Source organism: Arthrobacter sp. 24S4-2 (assembly GCF_005280255.1).
In the GTDB taxonomy this organism is placed as follows: domain Bacteria; phylum Actinomycetota; class Actinomycetes; order Actinomycetales; family Micrococcaceae; genus Arthrobacter.
The window spans coordinates 1,856,251-1,878,824 of the sequence record NZ_CP040018.1; the positions used below are offsets into that span (position 1 = coordinate 1,856,251).

14 protein-coding genes, 3 rRNA genes and 1 pseudogene are annotated in these 22,574 nt (G+C 63.4%); 13 read left to right on the forward strand and 5 right to left on the reverse strand.

Going from position 1 to position 22,574, the window contains the following annotated elements; all coding sequences use genetic code 11:
• Window positions 1-412: 412 nt before the first annotated feature.
• The 9 genes from FCN77_RS08520 (at window position 413) to recN (ending at window position 13,255) form a co-directional block, all read left to right on the forward strand.
• Window positions 413-1,936: ribosomal RNA gene (locus FCN77_RS08520) — 16S ribosomal RNA — on the forward strand.
• Window positions 1,937-2,473: 537 nt separating this feature from the next.
• Window positions 2,474-5,610 (forward strand): 23S ribosomal RNA (locus FCN77_RS08525).
• 232 nt (window positions 5,611-5,842) lie between these two features.
• Window positions 5,843-5,959, forward strand: a 5S ribosomal RNA gene (gene rrf / locus FCN77_RS08530).
• The 16S, 23S and 5S rRNA genes sit together here, the layout of an rRNA operon.
• A gap of 526 nt (window positions 5,960-6,485) precedes the next feature.
• Window positions 6,486-8,363, forward strand: coding sequence for a hypothetical protein (locus tag FCN77_RS08535; protein WP_137321921.1), 1,878 nt, complete (start codon window positions 6,486-6,488; stop codon window positions 8,361-8,363).
• A 6-nt stretch (window positions 8,364-8,369) separates the two neighbouring features.
• Entirely contained in the window at window positions 8,370-9,362 is a 993-nt protein-coding gene (locus FCN77_RS08540) for an HAD-IIA family hydrolase (protein ID WP_137321922.1), read from the forward strand.
• Between the two features lie 23 nt (window positions 9,363-9,385).
• Complete coding sequence (locus FCN77_RS08545; protein ID WP_137321923.1) at window positions 9,386-9,661, forward strand: hypothetical protein; 276 nt, start codon at window positions 9,386-9,388, stop codon at window positions 9,659-9,661.
• Between the two features lie 2 nt (window positions 9,662-9,663).
• The gene (locus FCN77_RS08550) at window positions 9,664-10,476 is read left to right on the forward strand and encodes a TlyA family RNA methyltransferase (RefSeq protein ID WP_137321924.1); all 813 of its coding nucleotides are present in this window, start codon (window positions 9,664-9,666) and stop codon (window positions 10,474-10,476) included.
• Between the two features lie 13 nt (window positions 10,477-10,489).
• Window positions 10,490-11,512 carry an NAD kinase gene (locus FCN77_RS08555; RefSeq protein ID WP_137321925.1) on the forward strand — a complete coding sequence of 341 codons (1,023 nt, stop codon included), beginning with the start codon at window positions 10,490-10,492 and terminating at the stop codon, window positions 11,510-11,512.
• Between the two features lie 3 nt (window positions 11,513-11,515).
• A complete protein-coding gene (gene recN, locus FCN77_RS08560) occupies window positions 11,516-13,255 on the forward strand; it encodes a DNA repair protein RecN (RefSeq protein WP_137321926.1) in 1,740 nt (579 codons plus the stop codon).
• Window positions 13,256-13,321: 66 nt separating this feature from the next.
• Here the strand turns inward: recN and FCN77_RS08565 are convergent, their stop codons facing one another.
• A complete protein-coding gene (locus FCN77_RS08565; protein WP_137321927.1) occupies window positions 13,322-13,879 on the reverse strand; it encodes a DUF2867 domain-containing protein in 558 nt (185 codons plus the stop codon).
• A 38-nt stretch (window positions 13,880-13,917) separates the two neighbouring features.
• On the opposite strand from FCN77_RS08565, the pseudogene FCN77_RS08570 reads away from it, so the two are divergent.
• The 4 genes and pseudogenes from FCN77_RS08570 to FCN77_RS08585 all read left to right on the forward strand — a co-directional run.
• Window positions 13,918-15,618: pseudogene (locus FCN77_RS08570) on the forward strand (CTP synthase); the annotation flags it as partial.
• Window positions 15,619-15,761: 143 nt separating this feature from the next.
• A complete protein-coding gene (locus FCN77_RS08575; protein ID WP_137321928.1) occupies window positions 15,762-16,424 on the forward strand; it encodes an NUDIX hydrolase in 663 nt (220 codons plus the stop codon).
• Between the two features lie 206 nt (window positions 16,425-16,630).
• On the forward strand, window positions 16,631-17,524 hold the full coding sequence (xerD, locus tag FCN77_RS08580; RefSeq protein ID WP_254679005.1) for a site-specific tyrosine recombinase XerD: 894 nt from the start codon (window positions 16,631-16,633) through the stop codon (window positions 17,522-17,524).
• 23 nt (window positions 17,525-17,547) lie between these two features.
• Window positions 17,548-18,039, forward strand: coding sequence for an 8-oxo-dGTP diphosphatase (locus FCN77_RS08585; RefSeq protein ID WP_137321929.1), 492 nt, complete (start codon window positions 17,548-17,550; stop codon window positions 18,037-18,039).
• Window positions 18,040-18,165: 126 nt separating this feature from the next.
• Here the strand turns inward: FCN77_RS08585 and FCN77_RS08590 are convergent, their stop codons facing one another.
• From FCN77_RS08590 to FCN77_RS08605, 4 genes are all read right to left on the reverse strand, one after another.
• Window positions 18,166-19,305, reverse strand: a complete 1,140-nt coding sequence (locus FCN77_RS08590; protein WP_137321930.1) for a bifunctional 2-methylcitrate synthase/citrate synthase — start codon at window positions 19,303-19,305, stop codon at window positions 18,166-18,168.
• A 66-nt stretch (window positions 19,306-19,371) separates the two neighbouring features.
• Complete coding sequence (gene prpB / locus FCN77_RS08595) at window positions 19,372-20,277, reverse strand: methylisocitrate lyase (protein ID WP_137321931.1); 906 nt, start codon at window positions 20,275-20,277, stop codon at window positions 19,372-19,374.
• Window positions 20,277-21,797, reverse strand: a complete 1,521-nt coding sequence (locus tag FCN77_RS08600) for an MmgE/PrpD family protein (protein WP_137321932.1) — start codon at window positions 21,795-21,797, stop codon at window positions 20,277-20,279. The genes prpB and FCN77_RS08600 overlap by 1 nt, the downstream gene beginning before the upstream one ends.
• 10 nt (window positions 21,798-21,807) lie before the next feature.
• Entirely contained in the window at window positions 21,808-22,449 is a 642-nt protein-coding gene (locus tag FCN77_RS08605; protein ID WP_137321933.1) for a GntR family transcriptional regulator, read from the reverse strand.
• Window positions 22,450-22,574: the final 125 nt, after the last annotated feature.

Sequence of the window (22,574 nt, forward strand, 5' to 3'; positions counted from 1 at the left end):
ACCAATCCCCTACAAATGAAAAGCAATTCTTCATGCGCACGGCGCAGAAATGAAAAGTTGCTTCACGTTTTGCTGGGCGGATTCGTTCCACCAAGTGAATTTCGGAAGAATAACCGGATTTGCAAAGTGGAAATGAATGAAATAAGCTATAAACATCGCAGCGAAGAAATACTAACAAAGAATTCATCGGAATTCAAATATTTGTTTGAGAAGTATTCGAATGTGTCTGTTGTTTGAGAACTCAATAGTGTGCCAAGTTTGTTGATACCAATTTGTTTATATGGATTGGTTGAATTGACTGGATTATGCCACCCCGTGGTGTGGTCTGGTTTTTACAGCTGGTTTCAAATTTTGTGCATTGTGTGCATCCCGTTTTCCCGGGGGCGCATGGTGTGTCTGTTTTTGTTTTACTTCAACGGAGAGTTTGATCCTGGCTCAGGATGAACGCTGGCGGCGTGCTTAACACATGCAAGTCGAACGATGATGCCCACTTGTGGGTGGATTAGTGGCGAACGGGTGAGTAACACGTGAGTAACCTGCCCTTAACTCTGGGATAAGCCTGGGAAACTGGGTCTAATACCGGATATGACTCCTCATCGCATGGTGGGGGGTGGAAAGCTTTTTTGTGGTTTTGGATGGACTCGCGGCCTATCAGCTTGTTGGTGAGGTAATGGCTCACCAAGGCGACGACGGGTAGCCGGCCTGAGAGGGTGACCGGCCACACTGGGACTGAGACACGGCCCAGACTCCTACGGGAGGCAGCAGTGGGGAATATTGCACAATGGGCGCAAGCCTGATGCAGCGACGCCGCGTGAGGGATGACGGCCTTCGGGTTGTAAACCTCTTTCAGTAGGGAAGAAGCGAAAGTGACGGTACCTGCAGAAGAAGCGCCGGCTAACTACGTGCCAGCAGCCGCGGTAATACGTAGGGCGCAAGCGTTATCCGGAATTATTGGGCGTAAAGAGCTCGTAGGCGGTTTGTCGCGTCTGCCGTGAAAGTCCGGGGCTCAACTCCGGATCTGCGGTGGGTACGGGCAGACTAGAGTGATGTAGGGGAGACTGGAATTCCTGGTGTAGCGGTGAAATGCGCAGATATCAGGAGGAACACCGATGGCGAAGGCAGGTCTCTGGGCATTAACTGACGCTGAGGAGCGAAAGCATGGGGAGCGAACAGGATTAGATACCCTGGTAGTCCATGCCGTAAACGTTGGGCACTAGGTGTGGGGACATTCCACGTTTTCCGCGCCGTAGCTAACGCATTAAGTGCCCCGCCTGGGGAGTACGGCCGCAAGGCTAAAACTCAAAGGAATTGACGGGGGCCCGCACAAGCGGCGGAGCATGCGGATTAATTCGATGCAACGCGAAGAACCTTACCAAGGCTTGACATGGGCCGGACCGGGCTGGAAACAGTCCTTCCCCTTTGGGGCCGGTTCACAGGTGGTGCATGGTTGTCGTCAGCTCGTGTCGTGAGATGTTGGGTTAAGTCCCGCAACGAGCGCAACCCTCGTTCCATGTTGCCAGCGCGTAATGGCGGGGACTCATGGGAGACTGCCGGGGTCAACTCGGAGGAAGGTGGGGACGACGTCAAATCATCATGCCCCTTATGTCTTGGGCTTCACGCATGCTACAATGGCCGGTACAAAGGGTTGCGATACTGTGAGGTGGAGCTAATCCCAAAAAGCCGGTCTCAGTTCGGATTGGGGTCTGCAACTCGACCCCATGAAGTCGGAGTCGCTAGTAATCGCAGATCAGCAACGCTGCGGTGAATACGTTCCCGGGCCTTGTACACACCGCCCGTCAAGTCACGAAAGTTGGTAACACCCGAAGCCGGTGGCCTAACCCCTTGTGGGAGGGAGCTGTCGAAGGTGGGACTGGCGATTGGGACTAAGTCGTAACAAGGTAGCCGTACCGGAAGGTGCGGCTGGATCACCTCCTTTCTAAGGAGCACCTACAATCACCCTGCCGGGCGTATGCCCGTGTGGTGGGGTTGTCAGGAGTAACGCCCGTTGCGCAGACGTTTGTTCTGCGGCGGGTGCTCACGGGTGGAATATCAGCAGATAGCGGCCGCGGGTTTTGTTCATCCTGCCTAGTACGGATGCCGGTTCTTTGGAGCCTGGTGTCCTGGAACGGTGCGGGTGGGGGACCGCGGTTTAGTGTTTGGCACACTGTTGGGTCCTGAGGCAACAGGACCGGGGTTAGCCCCGGGATTTGTTTGTTTCTGGTTTCCTGGCTGCAGCGATCATGCGCGGATGGTTTTTCCTTTGGGAGATGCCGGTGTGTGGGGTGTGTGGTTTGGGGTTGTTGTTTGAGAACTACATAGTGGACGCGAGCATCTTTTATAAGAAGCAATTTCCAAGAATATGAACCTGGATCTGGCTGCGCGGGATGATGGCTGGCCCTTTTGGGGGTTGGTGGTTGTTGGGTGTGGTTGGTTTCTGTGGTTCTCTCGAAAATTAGCGTTTTTGATCTTTTGTGGTCAAGTTTTTAAGAGCACACGGTGGATGCCTTGGCATTAGGAGCCGAAGAAGGACGTAGGAATCTGCGATAAGCCTGGGGGAGTCGATAACCGGACTGTGATCCCAGGGTGTCCGAATGGGGAAACCCCGCCAGGGGCGCGAGCTGCCTGGTGACCCGCATCTGAACACATAGGGTGCGTGGAGGGAACGCGGGGAAGTGAAACATCTCAGTACCCGCAGGAAGAGAAAACAATAGTGATTCCGTTAGTAGTGGCGAGCGAACGCGGATCAGGCTAAACCGTTCCATGTGTGATAGCCGGCGGGCGTTGCATGGGCGGGGTTGTGGGACTTTCCGTACTGTCTCTGCCGGGACAGTGGGGTGTGATGTGCAGGCATAGGTGAACGGTCTTGAAAGGCCGGCCAGAGAGGGTGTGAGCCCCGTAACCGTAATGTTGTGTACCGCCTGTGAGAGTATCCCAAGTAGCACGGGGCCCGAGAAATCCCGTGTGAATCTGTCAGGACCACCTGATAAGCCTAAATACTCCCTAATGACCGATAGCGGACCAGTACCGTGAGGGAAAGGTGAAAAGTACCCCGGGAGGGGAGTGAAACAGTACCTGAAACCGTGTGCTTACAATCCGTCGGAGCCAGTCTGATTCTGGTGACGGCGTGCCTTTTGAAGAATGAGCCTGCGAGTTAGTGTTACGTCGCGAGGTTAACCCGTGTGGGGCAGCCGTAGCGAAAGCGAGTCTGAATAGGGCGTTGCAGTGGCGTGATCTAGACCCGAAGCGAAGTGATCTACCCATGGCCAGGTTGAAGCGACGGTAAGACGTCGTGGAGGACCGAACCCACTTCAGTTGAAAATGGAGGGGATGAGCTGTGGGTAGGGGTGAAAGGCCAATCAAACTTCGTGATAGCTGGTTCTCCCCGAAATGCATTTAGGTGCAGCGTTGCGTGTTTCTTACCGGAGGTAGAGCTACTGGATGGCTAATGGGCCCTACAAGGTTACTGACGTCAGCCAAACTCCGAATGCCGGTAAGTGAGAGCGCAGCAGTGAGACTGTGGGGATAAGCTTCATAGTCGAGAGGGAAACAGCCCAGACCACCAACTAAGGCCCCTAAGCGTGTGCTAAGTGGGAAAGGATGTGGAGTTGCGAAGACAACCAGGAGGTTGGCTTAGAAGCAGCCATCCTTAAAAGAGTGCGTAATAGCTCACTGGTCAAGTGATTCCGCGCCGACAATGTAGCGGGGCTCAAGTACACCGCCGAAGTTGTGGATTTCAGATAGTAGCCAAGCCGCTCCCTTTGTGGGGTTGGTTCAGGCGTCTGGAGTGGTAGGGGAGCGTCGTGTGGGCAGTGAAGTCGCGGTGTAAACCAGCGGTGGAGCCTACACGAGTGAGAATGCAGGCATGAGTAGCGAAAGACGGGTGAGAAACCCGTCCGCCGAATGATCAAGGGTTCCAGGGTCAAGCTAATCTGCCCTGGGTAAGTCGGGACCTAAGGCGAGGCCGACAGGCGTAGTCGATGGACAACGGGTTGATATTCCCGTACCGGCGAAAAACCGCCCATGCTGAACAGGGGATACTAACCGCCCGAGACCTGCCCTAGCACCCTTCGGGGTGTGTGGGTTTTGGTGGAGCGCGGGACCTGATCCTGGGAGGTAAGCGTATTAACAGGTGTGACGCAGGAAGGTAGCCGAGCCGGGCGATGGTTGTCCCGGTCTAAGGATGTAGGGCGAACGGTAGGCAAATCCGCCGTTCATGATGCCTGAGATCTGATGGGACCCCTCACGGGGGATTTGGTGATCCTATGCTGCCGAGAAAAGCATCGACGCGAGGTTTTAGCCGCCCGTACCCCAAACCGACACAGGTGATCAGGTAGAGAATACTAAGGCGATCGAGAGAATTATGGTTAAGGAACTCGGCAAAATGCCCCCGTAACTTCGGGAGAAGGGGGGCCCCAACCTTGAACCACACTTGCTGTGGGGAGGGGATCGGGGCCGCAGAGACCAGGGGGAAGCGACTGTTTACTAAAAACACAGGTCCGTGCGAAGTCGCAAGACGATGTATACGGACTGACTCCTGCCCGGTGCTGGAAGGTTAAGAGGACCGGTTAGCCGCAAGGCGAAGCTGAGAATTTAAGCCCCAGTAAACGGCGGTGGTAACTATAACCATCCTAAGGTAGCGAAATTCCTTGTCGGGTAAGTTCCGACCTGCACGAATGGAGTAACGACTTCCCCGCTGTCTCAACCATAAACTCGGCGAAATTGCAGTACGAGTAAAGATGCTCGTTACGCGCAGCAGGACGGAAAGACCCCGAGACCTTTACTATAGTTTGGTATTGGTGTTCGGAGTGGCTTGTGTAGGATAGGTGGGAGACGTTGAAGCCCGGACGCCAGTTCGGGTGGAGTCATCGTTGAAATACCACTCTGGTCACTTTGGACATCTAACTTCGGCCCGTAATCCGGGTCAGGGACAGTGCCTGATGGGTAGTTTAACTGGGGCGGTTGCCTCCTAAAAAGTAACGGAGGCGCCCAAAGGTTCCCTCAGCCTGGTTGGCAATCAGGTGTCGAGTGTAAGTGCACAAGGGAGCTTGACTGTGAGAGAGACATCTCGAGCAGGGACGAAAGTCGGGACTAGTGATCCGGCGGTACATTGTGGAATGGCCGTCGCTCAACGGATAAAAGGTACCTCGGGGATAACAGGCTGATCTTGCCCAAGAGTCCATATCGACGGCATGGTTTGGCACCTCGATGTCGGCTCGTCGCATCCTGGGGCTGGAGTAGGTCCCAAGGGTTGGGCTGTTCGCCCATTAAAGCGGTACGCGAGCTGGGTTTAGAACGTCGTGAGACAGTTCGGTCCCTATCCGCTGCGCGCGCAGGAAATTTGAGAAGGGCTGTCCTTAGTACGAGAGGACCGGGACGGACGAACCTCTGGTGTGTCAGTTGTACTGCCAAGTGCACCGCTGATTAGCTACGTTCGGATGGGATAACCGCTGAAAGCATCTAAGCGGGAAGCTCGCTTCGAGATGAGATTTCCATACACCTTGTGTGTGAGAGGCCCCCAGCCAGACCACTGGGTTGATAGGCCGGATGTGGAAGCGAGGACTAACGACTCGTGAAGCTGACCGGTACTAATAGGCCGATAACTTACACCACACACCATTGGTGAACCCGTTCAAAAGGGGTTCACACCAACAATGGTAAAAAGAAACAAGACTGCTTGCGTCCACTATGTGGTTCCCAACCAACAAACCCGCACCACGGGCACGTTGCACGGAAACCGATAACTGAATAACAACACCACACCTGCCTTAACCGGCAGGAACATGTTGTAACCACAGATTTCCCACCACCCCGGTCAAAGCCAGGGCGGAACGGGTACAAGGGTTACGGCGGTCATAGCGTGGGGGAAACGCCCGGTCCCATTCCGAACCCGGAAGCTAAGACCCACAGCGCCGATGGTACTGCACCCGGGAGGGTGTGGGAGAGTAGGTCACCGCCGGACAACCATTAGGTCGAGAGCCCCAACCAGGCAACTGGTCGGGGCTCTCCCACGTTAACCACCACTCCCGCACCCAGGCACCCCCTCCCACATCCCGCACCGAAACCCCGAACGCTCTCCCACATCCTTCAAATTTTCGGAAGACGCTCTCTCAGATCCTGAACCGCAACCCGGGACGCTCCGTTCCTTCCGCGAAGGGCCGGCGAGGCACCCACGCCCGCACACCGCCGTCGTCCCCGTGTCAACGCAAGAGAGAGCGTCACTGGCTAACCTGCAAGACGTGAGAGAGCGTCCGTGAATTTCCTGCAGGAAGTGAGGGAGCGTTATCCGGCGCGTGCCTCTTGTGAGGCTTGACACCAGAGCCCTCTGTGGCCCCGGCGCAGTTAGTTCACGGGGATCGAAGCGCCTAGAATTGCATGAGATGTACGGACTTCGAAGCGCTTGATTTCGGGTTGCGTGGCATAACGAAACACGGATAAGAGCGGCTGCGATTGCGCCAGTGGTCGGCTCACAACAGGAGGAATCCAACATGGCTGAGCACAACGGCGGCAATCGAAGCGGAAAAGACCGCGGCAGCTACGGAGGCGGCCGCCCTTCAGGTGGCGGCCCGTTCCGGGCCCCAAATAATTCAGGTGGGGATCCCCGCGGATTCCGTTCCAAGGACGACAGCGGTGATCGTCCGTCGCGTGAAGGCGGCGGGGAGCGCCGTAGTTTTGGTGCGGGTGACCGTGATCGTAAGCCTCTTGGTGATCGTCCGTCGCGTGAAGGCGGCGGGGAGCGCCGTAGTTTTGGTGCGGGTGACCGTGATCGTAAGCCTCTTGGTGATCGTCCGTCCCGAGAAGGTGGCGGGGAGCGCCGCACCTTCGGCGGAGGTGCTGGTGATCGTGATCGTAAGCCGTTCGGTGCAGGGGACCGTGACCGTAAGCCGTTCGGTGATCGTCCGTCCCGTGAAGGTGGCGAGCGGCGCAGCTTCGGCGGCGGTGCTGGTGATCGTGACCGCAAGCCTTTTGCTGATCGTCCCCGTCGTGAGGGCGACGGTGAACGCCGCACCTTCGGCGGCGGCGCGGGTGCCGGTGACCGTGACCGTAAGCCGTTCGGTGCTGGAGACCGTGATCGCAAGCCGTTTGGGGATCGTTCCTCCCGCGATGGTGGCGAGCGGCGCAGCTTCAGTGGCGGCGACCGTGATCGTAAGCCCTTCGGTGCTGGTGACCGTGAGCGTCCGCGCCGCGAAGGTGAAGGCGAACGCCGCACCTTCGGCGGCGGCGACAACCGCAAGCCCTTCGGTGACCGCCAGGAGCGCGCTCCCCGCAGCTTCGACCGTGGCGAATCAGGCCCGCGCCAGTTCGGTCGCGACCGGCCCGAGGACCGCCCCGCACGTGTCCCGAACGCGCGTGACCTGCGCAGTGCCAACCGCCCGGACCGTGAGCGCTCTCCACAGATCGACGAAGACGTTACGGGCCAGGAACTGGACCGTGCCACGAAGCACGAGATCAAGACCCTCGAACCCAAGAGCGCTGAGTGGGTTGCACGCCATCTGGTCATGGCCGGCCGCCTCATCGACGATGAACCGGAATTGGCATTCCAGCACGCACTTGCAGCCAGCCGCCGCGGCGGACGTCTGTCGGCCGTACGCGAGGCTGTGGGCCTGACCGCCTACGCTGCCGGCCACTATGGCGAAGCCCTGCGGGAGTTCCGCACCTACCGTCGGATCAGCGGTTCAAACGTTCACCTGCCCGTCATGGCGGACTGCGAACGCGGACTCGGCCGTCCGGACCGCGCCCTTGATGTGGCCCGCTCCGAGGAAGCCAACGACCTCGACGCCCCCGGCAAAGTGGAACTGGCTATCGTGGCCGCCGGCGCGCGCACTGACCTTGGCCAGCTGGATGCCGCAGTTGCCGAACTGGAAATCGCCCAGCTGGACATCAACCGCGCCTTCTCCTACAGTCCGCGTCTTTTCCGTGCCTATGCGGACGCTTTAGCGGCAGTAGGCCGCACGCAGGAAGCAGAGAAGTGGCAGCGACAGGCGGCAGTTGCGGACAACGCGCTCGGCCTTGGCGCCGACGAGGAACCTGACATCATCGACCTCGGCTGGGACGAGGAAGAAGAAGCCCGGGAAGAGGAAGCCCGGCGCCGGCTGCTCGCCCAGCAGCAGGCTGACAGCGCTCCTGCCACCTCGGCGGCCGTCCAGGACTCCACTCAGGCAGCTGTTATCGAGGCCGCTGCGTCCGACGCAGCCGTCCTGGACGACGGTTCTGACGATGCCGAATCCGACTACTTCGAGTCCGATGATGCCGAATCGGACGAGGACTCGGTAGAAGAAGACGCGTACGAAGAGGCGTCAGCAGAAGACGACTCCACGGACACCAGCGATGCCGATGCCGCACAGTCGGACCGCGAGAAGGAATAACTGCGCATGAGCGGTGACTCATTGATTTCACGGTTCGACGCCCTGCTGTCAGACCTCGACGGTGTTGTGTATGCCGGTCCGCACGCCATCCCTGGTGCCGTCGAGGCACTCCGTCAGCTGGCAGGGTTCGACGTCGGGCTGGGCTATGTAACCAACAATGCGTCCCGCACGCCCGCGCAGGTGGCCGCACACCTGCGTGAGCTCGGAGCGCCCGCGGAAGACCAGCAGGTGGTCAGTTCGTCCCAGGCTGCCGGCGAGCTGCTGGCCGGCCTCCTGCCGGCAGGGGCACGGGTTATGGTGACCGGAAGCCCGGCGCTGGCGCACGAGATGGAGCTGGTGGGATTGACGCCGGTGCACAGCGCCAAGGAAAACCCTGTGGCTGTGGTCCAGGGCTTCAATCCCGAGATCGGCTGGAAAGACCTCGCCGAAGCCTCGTATGTCGTGGCCGGCGGCGCCCTCTGGGTGGCCACGAACACGGACATGTCCATCCCTCAGGCGCGCGGGATGGCCCCGGGCAACGGAACACTGGTCGCAGCGGTGTCCGCGGCCACGGGGCAGAAGCCGCTGGTTGCGGGCAAACCCGAGGCTCCGCTGTTCCATTCCGCGGCAAAACGGCTAGCATCCGAGCGCCCGCTGGTGGTGGGTGACCGGCTCGACACCGATATCCTCGGCGGGAACAATGCCGGGTTCGCCACCGTGGCGGTGCTCACCGGCGTCGACACCCGCGAATCAATCCTTGCCGCCCGCACAGCCGAGCGGCCGGACTACCTCATCAACGACCTCAGCGATTTGTACCGCCCGTACCCCGCCGTGGAGGAGCATGACGGCGGGACCTTCCGTTGCGGTGCTGCCACCGCCGTGGTGCGGGGCGAATCAGTCCGCATCAGCGGGGTCGCGGATGACCTGAACTCCTGGCGTGCCGCCTGCGCGGCGTGGTGGACGGCGCATCCCCAGGCAGACGCTCCGCAGGCACCGGCTGTCGAGTGGCTGACGCAGTAGGCCGACTCACTAGACTGGGAAACATGACCGAGCTGAACAATTTTCCGGAGACGGACGCAGATCCGGCTGGGGTCAGCTGGCCTGCCGTCCCGGCTGGCGCAGCCAACCGTGCAGGAAACATCGCTGGCAGCCCCGGCGCCAGCCAAGCGGGCGACGCTTCGGTGGCGGCTGTGCTGGAACGGCTGACCGGCATTCCCGAGCTTCCGGTTTCCGGGCACGCGGAGGCCTACGCAGGCCTTCACGACGCCCTGCTGGACGCGCTGAACGAAGCCAATCCGTCCGTTGCGGGTGACGCCTGAGAATGGCCAGGCTCGACCAAATGCTCGTCACCAGGGGACTGGCGAGATCCCGCACCCATGCCGCGCGGCTGATCGCGGAAGGAAAGGTCAGCTCTGACGGGGCTGTCCTGGCGAAGGCTTCCAGCCAGGTTGATGACCTGACGCCCCTGGATGTTGCCGATGACGGACAGGACACTTACGTCAGCAGGGCCGGCCATAAACTGGCTGGCGCGCTCGACGCCTTCCCCGAAGTCATCGCTGAAGGAAAGCGCTGCCTTGACGCCGGTGCCTCAACCGGTGGTTTCACGGAGGTCCTGCTCAAGCGGGGCGCGGACCACGTCGTAGCCGTTGACGTGGGGCACGGGCAACTGGTTCCCCAGCTCCGGAACGACGCCAGGGTTTCGGTTCACGAAGGCCTGAACGTGCGCTACATGACTCCCGAAGAGATCGGAGGTCCGGTAGCCCTGACTGTCGCGGACCTGTCCTTCATCTCGCTCACGTTGGTGCTGGAACCCCTTGCGGCATGCACGCATCCCGGCGGCGACCTGGTGCTGATGGTGAAGCCGCAGTTCGAGATCGGCAAGGACCGGCTGGGCCGCACCGGCGTGGTGAATTCCGAGCGTGAACGCCGGATGGCCGTAGAAAAAGTCGCCAAAGCGGCGCTCGGGGCCGGACTGGATCTGCACGGCCTGGCGGCCAGCCCCTTGCCCGGCCAGGACGGAAACGTCGAATACTTCCTGTGGATAAAGCGCAGGATCACCCCAGACTTGCCTAAGATCGAAGAGCGGGACGCAGCCGTGGCTGCATTGCTCGGAACAATCTGGCCGAACCACTAGAAAGCGGAACCCGATGAGCAGGCGTGTACTGGTCCTTGCCCACACCGGCCGCGAGGAATCACTGAAGGCTGCCTGGGAGGCGTGCACACAGCTGCATGCCTCGGGCATTGTTCCGGTGATGCAAAAATCCGAACTCGAAGACATGGAAGGATTCTTCGGCAGGCTTGATGACCCTGTCGAGATCCTCCACGACCACATCCAACTCCCCGACGTCGAACTGGTCATGGTGCTCGGCGGCGACGGCACCATCCTCCGTGCGGCCGAACTGGTCCGGGAAGTGGACGTCCCGCTGCTGGGGGTCAACCTTGGCCACGTGGGCTTCCTCGCCGAAAGCGAGCGGGCCGACTTGGCGCAGACCGTCGAATGGATCGCGAGCCGTGACTACACGGTGGAAGAGCGGATGACCATCGACGTCCAGGTCTGGGTCCGCGGACAGAAGATCTGGCACACGTGGGCGCTGAACGAGGCCGCCATCGAGAAGGGCAACCGGGAACGGATGCTTGAAGTGGTCACCGAAGTGGATGAGCGCCCGCTGTCGTCGTTCGGCTGCGACGGCGTCGTGATGGCGACCCCAACCGGGTCAACTGCCTACGCCTTTTCGGCGGGAGGGCCGGTGGTGTGGCCGGAAGTGGAAGCCCTGGTGATTGTTCCCATCAGTGCCCACGCGCTGTTTGCCAAGCCGCTCGTGGTCTCGCCCCGGTCCAGGCTGGCCGTGGAAGTCCTGAACCGGACCGATGCCCAGGGAGTGTTGTGGTGCGACGGCCGCCGTTCCGTCGACCTGCCCCCCGGTGCCCGCGTTGAGGTAACGCGCTCGGCCACGCCGGTGCGGCTCGCGCGGACGCACCAGACGCCGTTTTCGGCGAGGCTGGTCCGTAAGTTCCAGCTCCCCATCCACGGCTGGCGCGGCCCCATGCCCCAGTCCGAGTCCGTCCACACCGGGCCCGTACCCATCATCCGTACCCCCAGGCCCATGCTGCCGCCTGCGGGTCCCCGGCCCGCCGGGACGTCCGAGACTGATCCGACGACTGCGAAGTGAATCATGCTTGAAGAACTGAGAATCCGCGACCTCGGCGTCATCACCGACGCAACCCTGCCACTGGGCCCGGGCCTCAGCGTGGTGACCGGCGAAACCGGTGCCGGCAAGACCATGGTGGTCACCGCCGTCGGGCTTCTCCTGGGTGCCCGCTCAGACGCCGGTGCCGTCCGGAGCGGCGCCAAGAGCGCCTCCGCTGAGGCTGTACTTAAACTCGACGGCGGCCACCCTGCCGTGGAACGCGCCCGGGAGGCCGGAGCCGACGTCGAGGAGTTCGACGGCGGCGCCGAGCTGCTGCTGGCCCGCAGCGTGGGCGCGGACGGACGCAGCCGTGCGTACCTCGGCGGGCGCGCCGCCCCAGTGGGGGTTCTGGCCGAGATCGGCGAAAAGCTCGTGGTGGTGCACGGTCAGTCGGACCAGATCCGCCTCAAGAGCCCGGTGGCACAGCGGGAAGCCCTGGACAAGTTTGCCGGCGAGACGTTGACCGTGGCCCTGGCCAAGTACCAGGAGCTGCACGCGCACTGGAAGGGGATCCAGGCCGAACTGGACGGCCTCCGCAGTGCTGCGCGTGAGCGGCTGCGCGAAGCAGAATCGCTCGAGGCCGCACTGGCCGAAATTGATGCCGTGGACCCGCAGCCGGGGGAGGACGAGTCACTGAAGGCGGAGGCAGTCAAACTGGCCAACGTCGAGGAACTGCGGATCGCCGCCAATACTGCCCACCAGGCCATCATCGCCGAGGACTTCGGCGACGCAGGGGACGCCACGTCCTTCGTGGACGCTGCCAAGCGCACCCTGGAACACGTAGCCGAGCACGACGGGGAGCTAGGGGCCGCCGCCGCCCGCCTGGCCGAAATCGGGTTCCTGCTCAATGACATCGCCGGGGAACTGTCCAGCTACCAGGCGGGGCTGGACACCGAGGGACCGGAACGCCTGGCCGAGATCGAGGAGCGCCGGTCCGCGTTGGCCAAACTGGTCCGCAAGTACGCGCCAAGCATCGATGAAGTTCTGGAATGGACCGAAAGTGCCCGCGCCCGCTTCGATGAACTCCAGGACGACTCGACCCGCATCGAATCTCTGGAAGCGGAAGTGGAACGGACCGAGGCTGCCCTCCGTAAGCAGGCGGCCGGCATCAGCAAGAGCCGGAGCAAGGCCGCGAAGGACCTGTCCGCCCGGGTCAGTGCTGAACTGACCGCGCTGGCCATGGCTGACGCAACTCTGGTGATCAACGTTGATTCGGGGGAGCAGCTGGGACCGTTCGGTGTGGATGAAGTCGCGTTCCTGCTTCAGCCGCACTCCGGCGCCCCCGCCCGCCCGCTCGGCAAGGGTGCCTCCGGCGGTGAGCTCTCCCGCGTGATGCTGGCCATCGAAGTGGTGCTGGCAGCGGTAGATCCGGTACCCACCTTCGTCTTCGACGAGGTCGACGCCGGTGTGGGCGGCCGGGCCGCCGTGGAGATCGGCCGGCGCCTGGCGATGCTGGCCCGCCACGTACAGGTCCTGGTGGTCACCCACCTGCCCCAGGTGGCGGCTTTCGCCGACCAGCACATCCGTGTCACCAAGACCTCAGTCCGCGGCTCGGACGGCGCCACCGCCACAGGGTTCACCTCCAGCGACGTCCGGCTGCTCGATGAGCCGGAACGCGTCAAGGAGCTGGCCCGGATGTTGGCCGGCCAGGAGGACTCCGAAACGGCGCAGGCCCACGCCCAGGAGCTTCTGGACGACGCCAAGCTGCTGCCCCAGCGGGCCTGACGCGCGGGCGGGCAGCGCCCTTGGGACGCGGCGTTCAGGGGCCGGGCGCTCCTGGGGAGGCCGCCGCTACGGCCGCTGCAGGCGGCGTGCGGCGCGGACCATCATGGAGCGCACCACCAGCGGGTGCAGCACGCGGACAGGCGCGAAGTACAGCCGTCCCCGCCAGCCCTTGAGCCGCACGGTGGTGGTTACCCGCAGGAGCCGGGCGCCGGCGTCGAACGCCACCCCGCAGCGGAAGTCCAGATGCGTGTCGTCGGCGCTGATAAGCGCCTCCTCGCCGCGGACATCCGAGACGGCGAAGACGTCTTTAGGGGCGCGGTTGATTCCGGCAAGGCCCACAACGGCCTGCCGCACGCCCATCAGAGCCCTCACCCACGCAGGCATGGACTGCGGCGAGAAGAGTGTCTGCGCCCAAACCTGGGGATCCGAAGGGCATCCGGGCGGGACTGGGAGAACAATCACATCGGCATAGTCCGGCACCGGGATCGCGTCGATGGCGAGGGACCTGAAGACGGGGCCGGATCCCGCCCGGGCCGCGTCCTGCGGGTGTTCCGGGGCCGCTCCAGGCAGATCCTCCGTGGTCACCCCTTGATCGTAGTGGGACGGCACGGGAGACTGAAGCATTTGGGGAATCCGTTTTCGACCCGTGGAAGGCTCATTTGATGATAGGCTCGAATTCCGTGGTGCAGCGATCAAATTCCCGTGTAAATTCCCGGTTCCCGGGCTCGTCCAAGACGACCAAACACATCTTCGTCACCGGTGGTGTGGCGTCCTCGCTAGGTAAGGGACTGACGGCTTCGAGCCTCGGACACCTGCTGCGGGCACGCGGTTTGTCTGTAACTATGCAAAAGCTCGATCCCTACCTGAACGTGGATCCGGGCACGATGAACCCCTTCCAGCACGGTGAAGTCTTCGTGACTGACGATGGCGCCGAAACAGACCTCGACGTCGGCCACTACGAGCGCTTCCTGGATGAAAACCTCGAAGGCTCGGCCAACGTCACCACCGGCCAGGTGTACTCTACGGTCATCGCCAAGGAACGCCGCGGCGAGTACCTCGGTGACACCGTCCAGGTCATCCCGCACATCACGGATGAAATCAAGCGCCGGATGCGGCTCCCCGCCGAGGGCAAGAACGCTCCGGATGTGATCATCACGGAAATCGGCGGCACGGTTGGCGACATCGAGTCGCAGCCCTTCCTCGAATCAGCCCGCCAGGTCCGCCAGGACATCGGCCGCAACAACGTCTTCTTCCTGCACGTTTCCCTGGTCCCCTACATCGGGCCGTCGCAGGAACTGAAGACCAAACCAACGCAGCACTCCGTTGCCGCACTGCGTTCCATCGGCATCCAGCCGGAGGCGATCGTGATCCGTTCGGACCGCGAGGTCCCGCAGCCGATGCGCGACAAGATCGGCCGTATGTGCGACGTCGACATCGACGCCGTCATCGGTTGCCCCGATGCCCCGAGCATCTACGACATCCCCAAGACCCTGCACAGCCAGGGCCTGGATTCCTACATCGTCCGCGCCCTTGACCTGCCTTTCAAGGACGTTGACTGGACCAGCTGGGACAAGCTGCTCGAAGCCGTCCACAACCCCAAGCACGAGGTTGAGATAGCGCTCGTCGGCAAGTACATCGACCTGCCGGACGCCTACCTGTCCGTCACGGAGGCACTGCGCGCCGGCGGTTTCGCCAACGACACCAAGGTCCAGATCCGCTGGGTCCCCTCGGACGAGTGCGAAACCCACGAGGGCGCGGTGAACTCACTCTCCGGCGTGGACGCCATCTGTGTTCCCGGCGGGTTCGGCATCCGCGGCCTGGAAGGCAAGCTGGGCGCGCTCAAGTTCGCCCGCGAAACCAAGCTGCCGGTCCTGGGCCTGTGCCTGGGCCTCCAGTGCATGGTCATCGAGTACGCCCGTAACGTGGTGGGCCTCGAGGGCGCGTCATCCAGTGAATTCGAACCGGACTCCAAGTACCCGGTTATTGCCACCATGGAAGAGCAGCTGGACATCGTGGACGGCAAGGGCGACCTTGGCGGCACGATGCGCCTTGGCCTGTACGAAGCCAAGCTGGACGAGGGCTCCGTGATCGCCGAGACCTACGGCACCACCCAGGTGAGTGAACGCCACCGCCACCGCTATGAGGTCAACAACAAGTACCGTGACCAGATTGCCGCGAAGGGGCTCGTGTTCTCGGGAACTTCGCCGGACGGCAAGCTCGTGGAGTACGTGGAGCTTCCGCGGGAAGTCCACCCGTACTACGTTGCCACTCAAGCCCACCCCGAGCTGAGCTCCCGACCCACACGGCCGCACCCGTTGTTCGCGGGCCTGGTCAAGGCCGCCCTGGACCACCAGAAGGGGGCGGACTTCCTCCCGGCCGCCGACGTTGATGCACCGGCTGACGACGTTGATGCACCGGCTGACGCCGTTGAAGCACCGGCCGACGCCAGCGGGTCCCCCGCAAGGTATCGGCCAAGTAGTCACCAACTAAATCAAAGGACGGCGCGATGCCCGGTATGCCTGAAACCCCCAATGCTGCACGGCAGGTTTCGGATGCGCCGAGCCCGCGCCGTCTTTTGTCGTCCCGGAAGGTGTACGAAGGCCGCATCTGGGACGTTGTCAGCGACAGCTTCCAGCTCAGCGAGCAGGGCGACGAGCTGGTCCGCGACTACATCGACCACCCCGGGGCGGTGGCTGTCCTGCCGATGAATGACGCCGGTGAGGTGCTGCTGATGAAGCAATACCGGCATCCTGTTGGCATGGACCTCTGGGAAATTCCGGCCGGCCTGCTGGACATTGAGGGCGAGGACTTCGTGGTCGGTGCTGCACGCGAACTCGCCGAGGAAGCGGACCTGGTGGCCGGGACCTGGAATGTGCTGGCAGACTTCTTCAACTCCCCGGGGTCTTCCAGCGAGGCCATCCGCATCTACCTGGCCCGCGATCTGAGCGACGTGCCCCATCACGAACTCCACGTCCGCACGGATGAGGAGGCCGAGATTGAACTTCACTGGACGCCGTTGGAGGAGGCCGTGGCGGCCGTCCTGGAGGGCCGGCTGCACAACCCGTCCGCCGTCGTCGGCATCCTTGCGGCAGCGGCCGCCCGCGCGGCTGGCTTCGAAAACCTGCGTCCTGCAAACGCCCCCTGGCCCGCCCACCCCAGCCAGCGCTAATGGGCGGCACCGTCACTCCCGCTCCGGAACGTGCCGGTGCCCGGCGCCCGACGGCGGAACTTGTCGAGGTGCCAGCGGCACTTGCCGAGCAAGCACCCGCCGACCGGATACCCGCGGACGAAGCACCCGCCGACGAGGCGCAGAACGGCAAGCCGGAACGGCCGCGCAACTCCATCGACCGCGCCGTCAACGACTACCTCCAACACATGGGGGTGGAGCGGGGGCTCGCGGCCAACACACTGTCGGCCTACCGGCGGGACCTGACCCGCTACGCAAACTACCTCGCCGCGTCGGGGCCGGCGCGCCCCACGGACGTCACCCGCCGGCATGTCACCGGTTTCGTGCAGGCATTGTCCGACGGCTCCGACGGCGGCACGGCGCTCGGCGTCAGATCTGCGGCCAGGACCGTCGTGGCCGTCCGCGGCCTGCACAAGTTCTGGGCACTGGAAGGAATCACGACGGCGGATCCCGCCAGCGATGTCCGCCCGCCCATGCCCGGCAAACGGCTGCCCAAGGCCATCAGCGTTGATGAAGTCACCAGGATCCTTGAAGCCGCCGGCACGGACACCGCTACAGGCCTCAGGGACCGCGCCCTGCTGGAATTCCTCTATTCCACCGGCGCCCGCATCAGCGAGGCAGTGGGCCTGGACGTCGACGATATTTCGCTGCAGACCGAGCAGGCCGGCCCTGCCATCGTCAGGCTGTTCGGCAAGGGTTCCAAGGAGCGACTGGTGCCGCTCGGGTCCTACGGCGCGCGGGCTCTGGACGCATACCTGGTGCGCGGGCGGCCCCTGCTGGCGGCCAAGGGCAAAGGCACTCCGGCGCTCTTCCTCAACGCCCGCGGCGGCAGGATAAGCCGGCAGAGCGCCTGGACCATCCTCAAAGCCGCAGCGGACAAGGCCAACATCACCAAGGACGTCTCGCCGCACACCCTGCGCCACTCCTTTGCCACGCATCTGCTCGAAGGCGGCGCCGACGTCCGGGTTGTCCAGGAACTCCTTGGACACGCTTCCGTCACCACCACGCAGGTTTACACCCTGGTTACCGCCGATACCTTGCGGGAGATCTACGCCGCCGCGCACCCTAGGGCGCTTGGCTGAGGTCCCGGGTTAGTCTGGTTGCCATGACCTCGACTCCCGTCACCCTCTGCTTCCTGCTCCGCGACCGTCCGGACTGCAGCGCGGAGGTCCTGCTTGGCCTCAAAAAGACCGGATTCGGCACCGGCAAGATCGTTGGGCTGGGCGGTCACGTCGAGCCGGGGGAAAGCGACGCCGAGGCCGCCGTCCGCGAGGTCCAGGAAGAAGCGGGCGTAACCGTGCTCGAGGGCGACCTGCGCCGCGCCGGCACCGTGGAATTCGTCTTTCCCGCACGCCCGGAATGGGATATGCACACCACCCTGTTCACAGCCCGCCGCTGGCAGGGGGAGCCGTCCGAAAGCCCGGAGATCGCGCCCGAGTGGTTCGATGTGCTCTCGCTGCCCGTAGACCGGATGTGGCAGGACGCCGACCACTGGCTGCCGCCCGTTCTGGAAGGGGGAACGGTGGACATTGTTGTCACGCTCAACGCCGATAATGAAACGGTGGCGTCGTCAGTGAGTGTCTTGCGAAGTCTGTAACCACCACGATTCCCCAGCGGCGAGTGCAAGCAACGCATGACGACGGCGGGCCCGGTCACCTGGGAAAGGTGACCCGGCCCGCCGTCGTACGTGCTGTTTTCGCCGTTCTGTTTGCCGCGAACGGGTTTACGAAAGGTGCCGTTCCTCCACGCCGTTGTACTCGCTCAGCGGGCGGATCAGGGAGTTCGAATCCAGCTGCTCCATGATGTGCGCGGTCCATCCGGTGATGCGGCTGGCCACGAACAGGGGGGTGAACGTGGCGGTGTCGAAGCCCATGAGGTGGTACGTGGGGCCGGTGGGGTAGTCGAGGTTCGGTTTGATTCCCTTGGCCTCGTCCATGGCCGCCTCCAGCCCGTTGTAGAGCCCCAGGAGTTCGGGCCGGCCGTAGTGGGCGATCATCTTGTCCAGCGCGGCCTTCATGGTGGGGACGCGCGAGTCGCCATGCTTATAGACGCGGTGGCCGAAGCCCATGACCTTCTTCTTCTGCGCCAGGGCGTCCTCCATCCAGGTCTTTGACCGGGCGGCGGCGTCCTCGAGGGACTCCTCCGGCCGGATGCCGATCTCGTCGAAGGTGTGCATCACGGCCTCGTTGGCGCCGCCGTGGAGCGCACCCTTGAGCGCGCCGATGGCGCCGGTCACGGCCGAATGCAGGTCCGACAGCGTGGACGTGATCACGCGCGCGGTGAACGTGGAGGCGTTGAACGAGTGCTCGGCGTACAGAATCATGGAGACGTTAAAAGCGTCCACGACTTCGGGCACCTGCTCCTCGCCGAAGGTCATCCAGAGGAAGTTGGCGGAGTAGTCCAGATCATCCCGCGGTTGCACCGGCTCCTGGCCGTGACGTCGCCGCTGGTCGTAGGCCACCACGGCCGGCATGGCGGCGAACAGGTCGATGGCTTTCTTCATGTTGGCTTCGCGCGAGGAGTCCTCGGCGAGTTCATGGCGGGCGCCCATGACCGAGGCCGCCGTCCGGCACACGTCCATCGGGTGGGAGGTGACGGGCAGCGCGTCGATAACCTGTTTCACCACAGGATCCAGCCGCCGGCCCGCCCGCTCCCGGGCGGTGAACTCGGCGAGCTCCTCCGGCGTGGGCAGTTCGCCGTTCCAGAGGAGGTAGGCCACTTCCTCGAAACTGCACTTGGCGGCGAGTTCCTGGACCGGGTAGCCGCGGTACAGCAGCGAGTTCGTGTCTGAATTGACCTTGGACACCGCGGTGTAGTCCACCACGACGCCGGCGAGGCCCTTTTTGATCTCATTTTCAGCCATGCTGAAACTCCTTCGTTCCTTGTGCCTGTGTGCCGGCCGAAGCCGGAAGTCCGGGATGGTTGGGGGTCAGTGGGTACCGGGAATCTTGAAATTGAAGACTCCGGTGTCAAAGCGGTTATAGGCTTCGTAGTCCACGAGGTCGTACAGCCGCGCACGGGTCAGCATGTTCTCTACCTGTGCCTCCTGGGTTCCGTCGGACCTGATCGATTCCAGAGTACGCTCAGCAGCGCCCATGGCACTACGGAGCAGGGTTACCGGGTAGATCACCATGTTGACGCCCACGCCCTGCAGCTGCTCCACCGTGAACAGTTCGCTCTGGCCAAATTCGGTCATGTTCGCCAGAATCGGCACGTCCACGGCGTCGCGGATGGCCTGGAACTCGCTGAGGTCCTTCATCGCTTCCGGGAAGATGGCGTCGGCGCCGGCCTCCACGAGCGCCCTGGCACGTTCCTGTGCGGCTTCCAGGCCGTCGGTGGCACGGATGTCGGTCCGGGCCATGATGAGGAAGTTCGGGTCCCGGCGGGCATCCGCCGCCGCGCGGATGCGCTTGGTGGCGGTGTCCAGGTCCACCACGTTCTTGCCGTCCAGGTGGCCGCACCGTTTGGGGTTGAACTGGTCCTCGATGTGGCAGCCGGCCAGGCCGGCGTTCTCGAGTTCCTGGACGCTCCGGGCGACGTTCATGGGTTCGCCGAAGCCGGTGTCGGCGTCGACGATGCAGGGCAGGTCGGTCATCCGCGCCATCTGGCCGGCCCGCGTGGCGACCTCGGTGAGCGTGGTCAGCCCGATGTCCGGCAGGCCGAGGTCGTTGGCGAGGACGGCGCCGGAGATGTAGACACCGGCGAAGCCCTTCTCTTCGATGAGCCGTGCGGAGAGGGGGTTGAAGGCGCCGGGGAACTGCTGGATGGTCCCCGAGGCGAGCAGTTCGCGGAACCGGATCCGCTTCTGTTCCGGTGTGACTTTCGAGTACAGCATCAGAACAGTCCCTTGGGTGCGGCGGCGAGGTCGATCACGCCGTCGGCGGCTTTGATGTTGAGCTGGTCCAGTTCACCGGCGGCCAGCTCGGGGAGCCGGGCGGCTGCGGCGAGGAAGCGGTCGATTTCCTCCTCGGCGACGAGGCCGGCGGCGAGCGTGCGGAACTTGTTGACGTACTGTTCCCGGGCGAACGGCCGGGCGCCCAGCGGGTGGGCGTCGGCGACGGCGATCGACTCGGTGATGACCGTTCCGTCGTTCAGCGTGATCTCCACGGTGCCGCCGAACGCCTTCTCCGCGATGTCCAGGGAGTGGTAGCGGCGGGTCCATTCGGGGTCCTCGACGGTGGTGACCTTGTGCCACAGTTCCACGGTGTCGGGCCGGGCGGCGCGTTCGGGGGCGTAGGAGTCCACGTGGTGCCAGGCGCCGTCCTGCAGGGCGACGGTGAAGATGTACGGGATGGAGTGGTCCAGCGTTTCGCGGCTGGCCGTGGGGCTGTACTTCTGCGGGTCGTTCGCGCCGGAGCCGATCACGTAGTGGGTGTGGTGGCTGGTCTTGATCAGCACGGACTTTACGTTGGCGGGGTCGGTGACTTCGGGGTGTTCGCGGTGGAGCTTGCGGGCAAGGTCGATCCACGCCTGCGCCTGGTACTCGGCCGAGTGCTCCTTGGTGTACGTGTCGAGGATGGCGCGCTTGGCCTCCCCGGGCGTGGGCAGCGGCACCATGTAGAAGGCGTCGGGGCCGTCCAGCATCCACGCGATCACGCCGTCTTCACCTTCATAGATGGGCACGGGGGAGGTCTGGCCGCGCATGGAGCGGTCCACGGCTTCCACAGCCATCTTGCCGGCGAAGGCGGGGGCATGGGCCTTCCAGGTGGAGATCTCGCCCTTGCGGGACTGCCGCGTGGCGGTGGTGGTGTGCAGGGCCTGGCCCACGGACTGGAAGATGGTTTCGACGTCGAGCCCCAGCAGGGTGCCGATCCCGGCGGCGGCGGACGGGCCGAGGTGGGCCACGTGGTCGATCTTGTGCTTGTGCAGGCAGATGGCCTTGACCAGATTCACCTGGATCTCATAGCCGGTGGCGATGCCGCGGATCAGGTCCTTGCCGCTGGCACCCGTGTGCTGGGCCACGGCCAGGATCGGCGGGATGTTGTCGCCCGGGTGGGAGTAGTCCGCGGCGAGGAAAGTGTCATGGTAGTCGAGTTCGCGGACCGCGACGCCGTTGGCCCACGCCGCCCATTCCGGGGATACGCGCTCATCGATGCCGAAGACCTTGGACCCCTTGCCGCCGGTGGTGGGGCCGTGGGTGAGGGCCTGGGCGCGCGCTGCGACGATCGGGGCACGGTTCAGGGAAGCGATGGCCACCGAGGCGTTGTCGATGATGCGGTTGATCACCATGTCGGTGACCTCGTCGCTGACGTCAACGGGGTCGGTTGCGACCACCGCGATCTTGTGCGCGAGCTGGTCCTCGCGGGCCAGGTTTTCCTCGCTCTTGTAAACGCGGACGTGGTGTTCCTTAACCATGGTGCTCCCTTTACTGAGGTGTGTGAGTGGCTTTGACGTGGGAAAGACTGCGGTGCAGGTGGACGGTGGTGGCGGCTTCAGCCAGGCGGGGGTTGCCGGCGGCTATCGCTTCGGCGATGGCCGCGTGTTCGGCGGCGGCTGCCGTGAGCCGCGCGGCGTCGTCCGCAGCGAGCCTCCGGACCCGCACGAGGTGCACGCGCAGGCTGCGCATGGACTGCGCCAGGTAGGAGTTGGAGACGGCGGCATCGATTGCCGAGTCGAGGCGGCCAACCAGGGCGTAGTAGTCGTGCCGGGCAGGGTCGCTCCCGCTGATCAGGGCCGGGGCGCCGAGGAGTTCGTCCTGCAGCTTCCGGAAAGTCGCGGCGTCGCCGCGCGCGGCGGCCAGCGCGGCTGCCTTCCCTTCGAGGGTTTCGCGGAGCTCGAAGAGTTCGTCGATGTCCTCCAGGGAGATATCGGTGACGACGACGCCGCGGCCGCCCGCCGTCGTCGTCAGCCCCTCCGCGGTGAGCCGGCTCAGGGCCTCCCGCAATGGCGTGCGGGAGATGCCCAGCCGTTCCGACTGCTCCACTTCCGCGAGCACTGTCCCGGGAAGCAAGCGCCATTCGATGATGTCGTCGCGCAGGGCCGCATAGGCCTTATCGCTCGCACGCATCCTGCCTCCTTCGTTGGCTGACTGACATCAGTGTATACACAGGAAGGCTTTTCGCGCACGCATTCCCCGAAAATCGCCACATTAATGTCCTCTGTGTATACATGGACCTTGTGTTGGCGTCCGGT

Excerpts from the sequence above, each read along its gene's own strand:
- recN (WP_137321926.1), top strand. The coding sequence starts at position 11,516 with ATGCTTGAAGAACTGAGAATCCGCGACCTCGGCGTCATCACCGACGCA.
- FCN77_RS08565 (WP_137321927.1), bottom strand. The coding sequence starts at position 13,879 with ATGCTTCAGTCTCCCGTGCCGTCCCACTACGATCAAGGGGTGACCACG.
- xerD (WP_254679005.1), top strand. The coding sequence starts at position 16,631 with ATGGGGGTGGAGCGGGGGCTCGCGGCCAACACACTGTCGGCCTACCGG.
- FCN77_RS08600 (WP_137321932.1), bottom strand. The coding sequence starts at position 21,797 with ATGGTTAAGGAACACCACGTCCGCGTTTACAAGAGCGAGGAAAACCTG.
- FCN77_RS08540 (WP_137321922.1), top strand. The coding sequence starts at position 8,370 with ATGAGCGGTGACTCATTGATTTCACGGTTCGACGCCCTGCTGTCAGAC.
- FCN77_RS08575 (WP_137321928.1), top strand. The coding sequence starts at position 15,762 with ATGCCCGGTATGCCTGAAACCCCCAATGCTGCACGGCAGGTTTCGGAT.
- FCN77_RS08550 (WP_137321924.1), top strand. The coding sequence starts at position 9,664 with ATGGCCAGGCTCGACCAAATGCTCGTCACCAGGGGACTGGCGAGATCC.
- FCN77_RS08535 (WP_137321921.1), top strand. The coding sequence starts at position 6,486 with ATGGCTGAGCACAACGGCGGCAATCGAAGCGGAAAAGACCGCGGCAGC.
- FCN77_RS08585 (WP_137321929.1), top strand. The coding sequence starts at position 17,548 with ATGACCTCGACTCCCGTCACCCTCTGCTTCCTGCTCCGCGACCGTCCG.
- prpB (WP_137321931.1), bottom strand. The coding sequence starts at position 20,277 with ATGCTGTACTCGAAAGTCACACCGGAACAGAAGCGGATCCGGTTCCGC.
- FCN77_RS08545 (WP_137321923.1), top strand. The coding sequence starts at position 9,386 with ATGACCGAGCTGAACAATTTTCCGGAGACGGACGCAGATCCGGCTGGG.
- FCN77_RS08555 (WP_137321925.1), top strand. The coding sequence starts at position 10,490 with ATGAGCAGGCGTGTACTGGTCCTTGCCCACACCGGCCGCGAGGAATCA.
- FCN77_RS08590 (WP_137321930.1), bottom strand. The coding sequence starts at position 19,305 with ATGGCTGAAAATGAGATCAAAAAGGGCCTCGCCGGCGTCGTGGTGGAC.
- FCN77_RS08605 (WP_137321933.1), bottom strand. The coding sequence starts at position 22,449 with ATGCGTGCGAGCGATAAGGCCTATGCGGCCCTGCGCGACGACATCATC.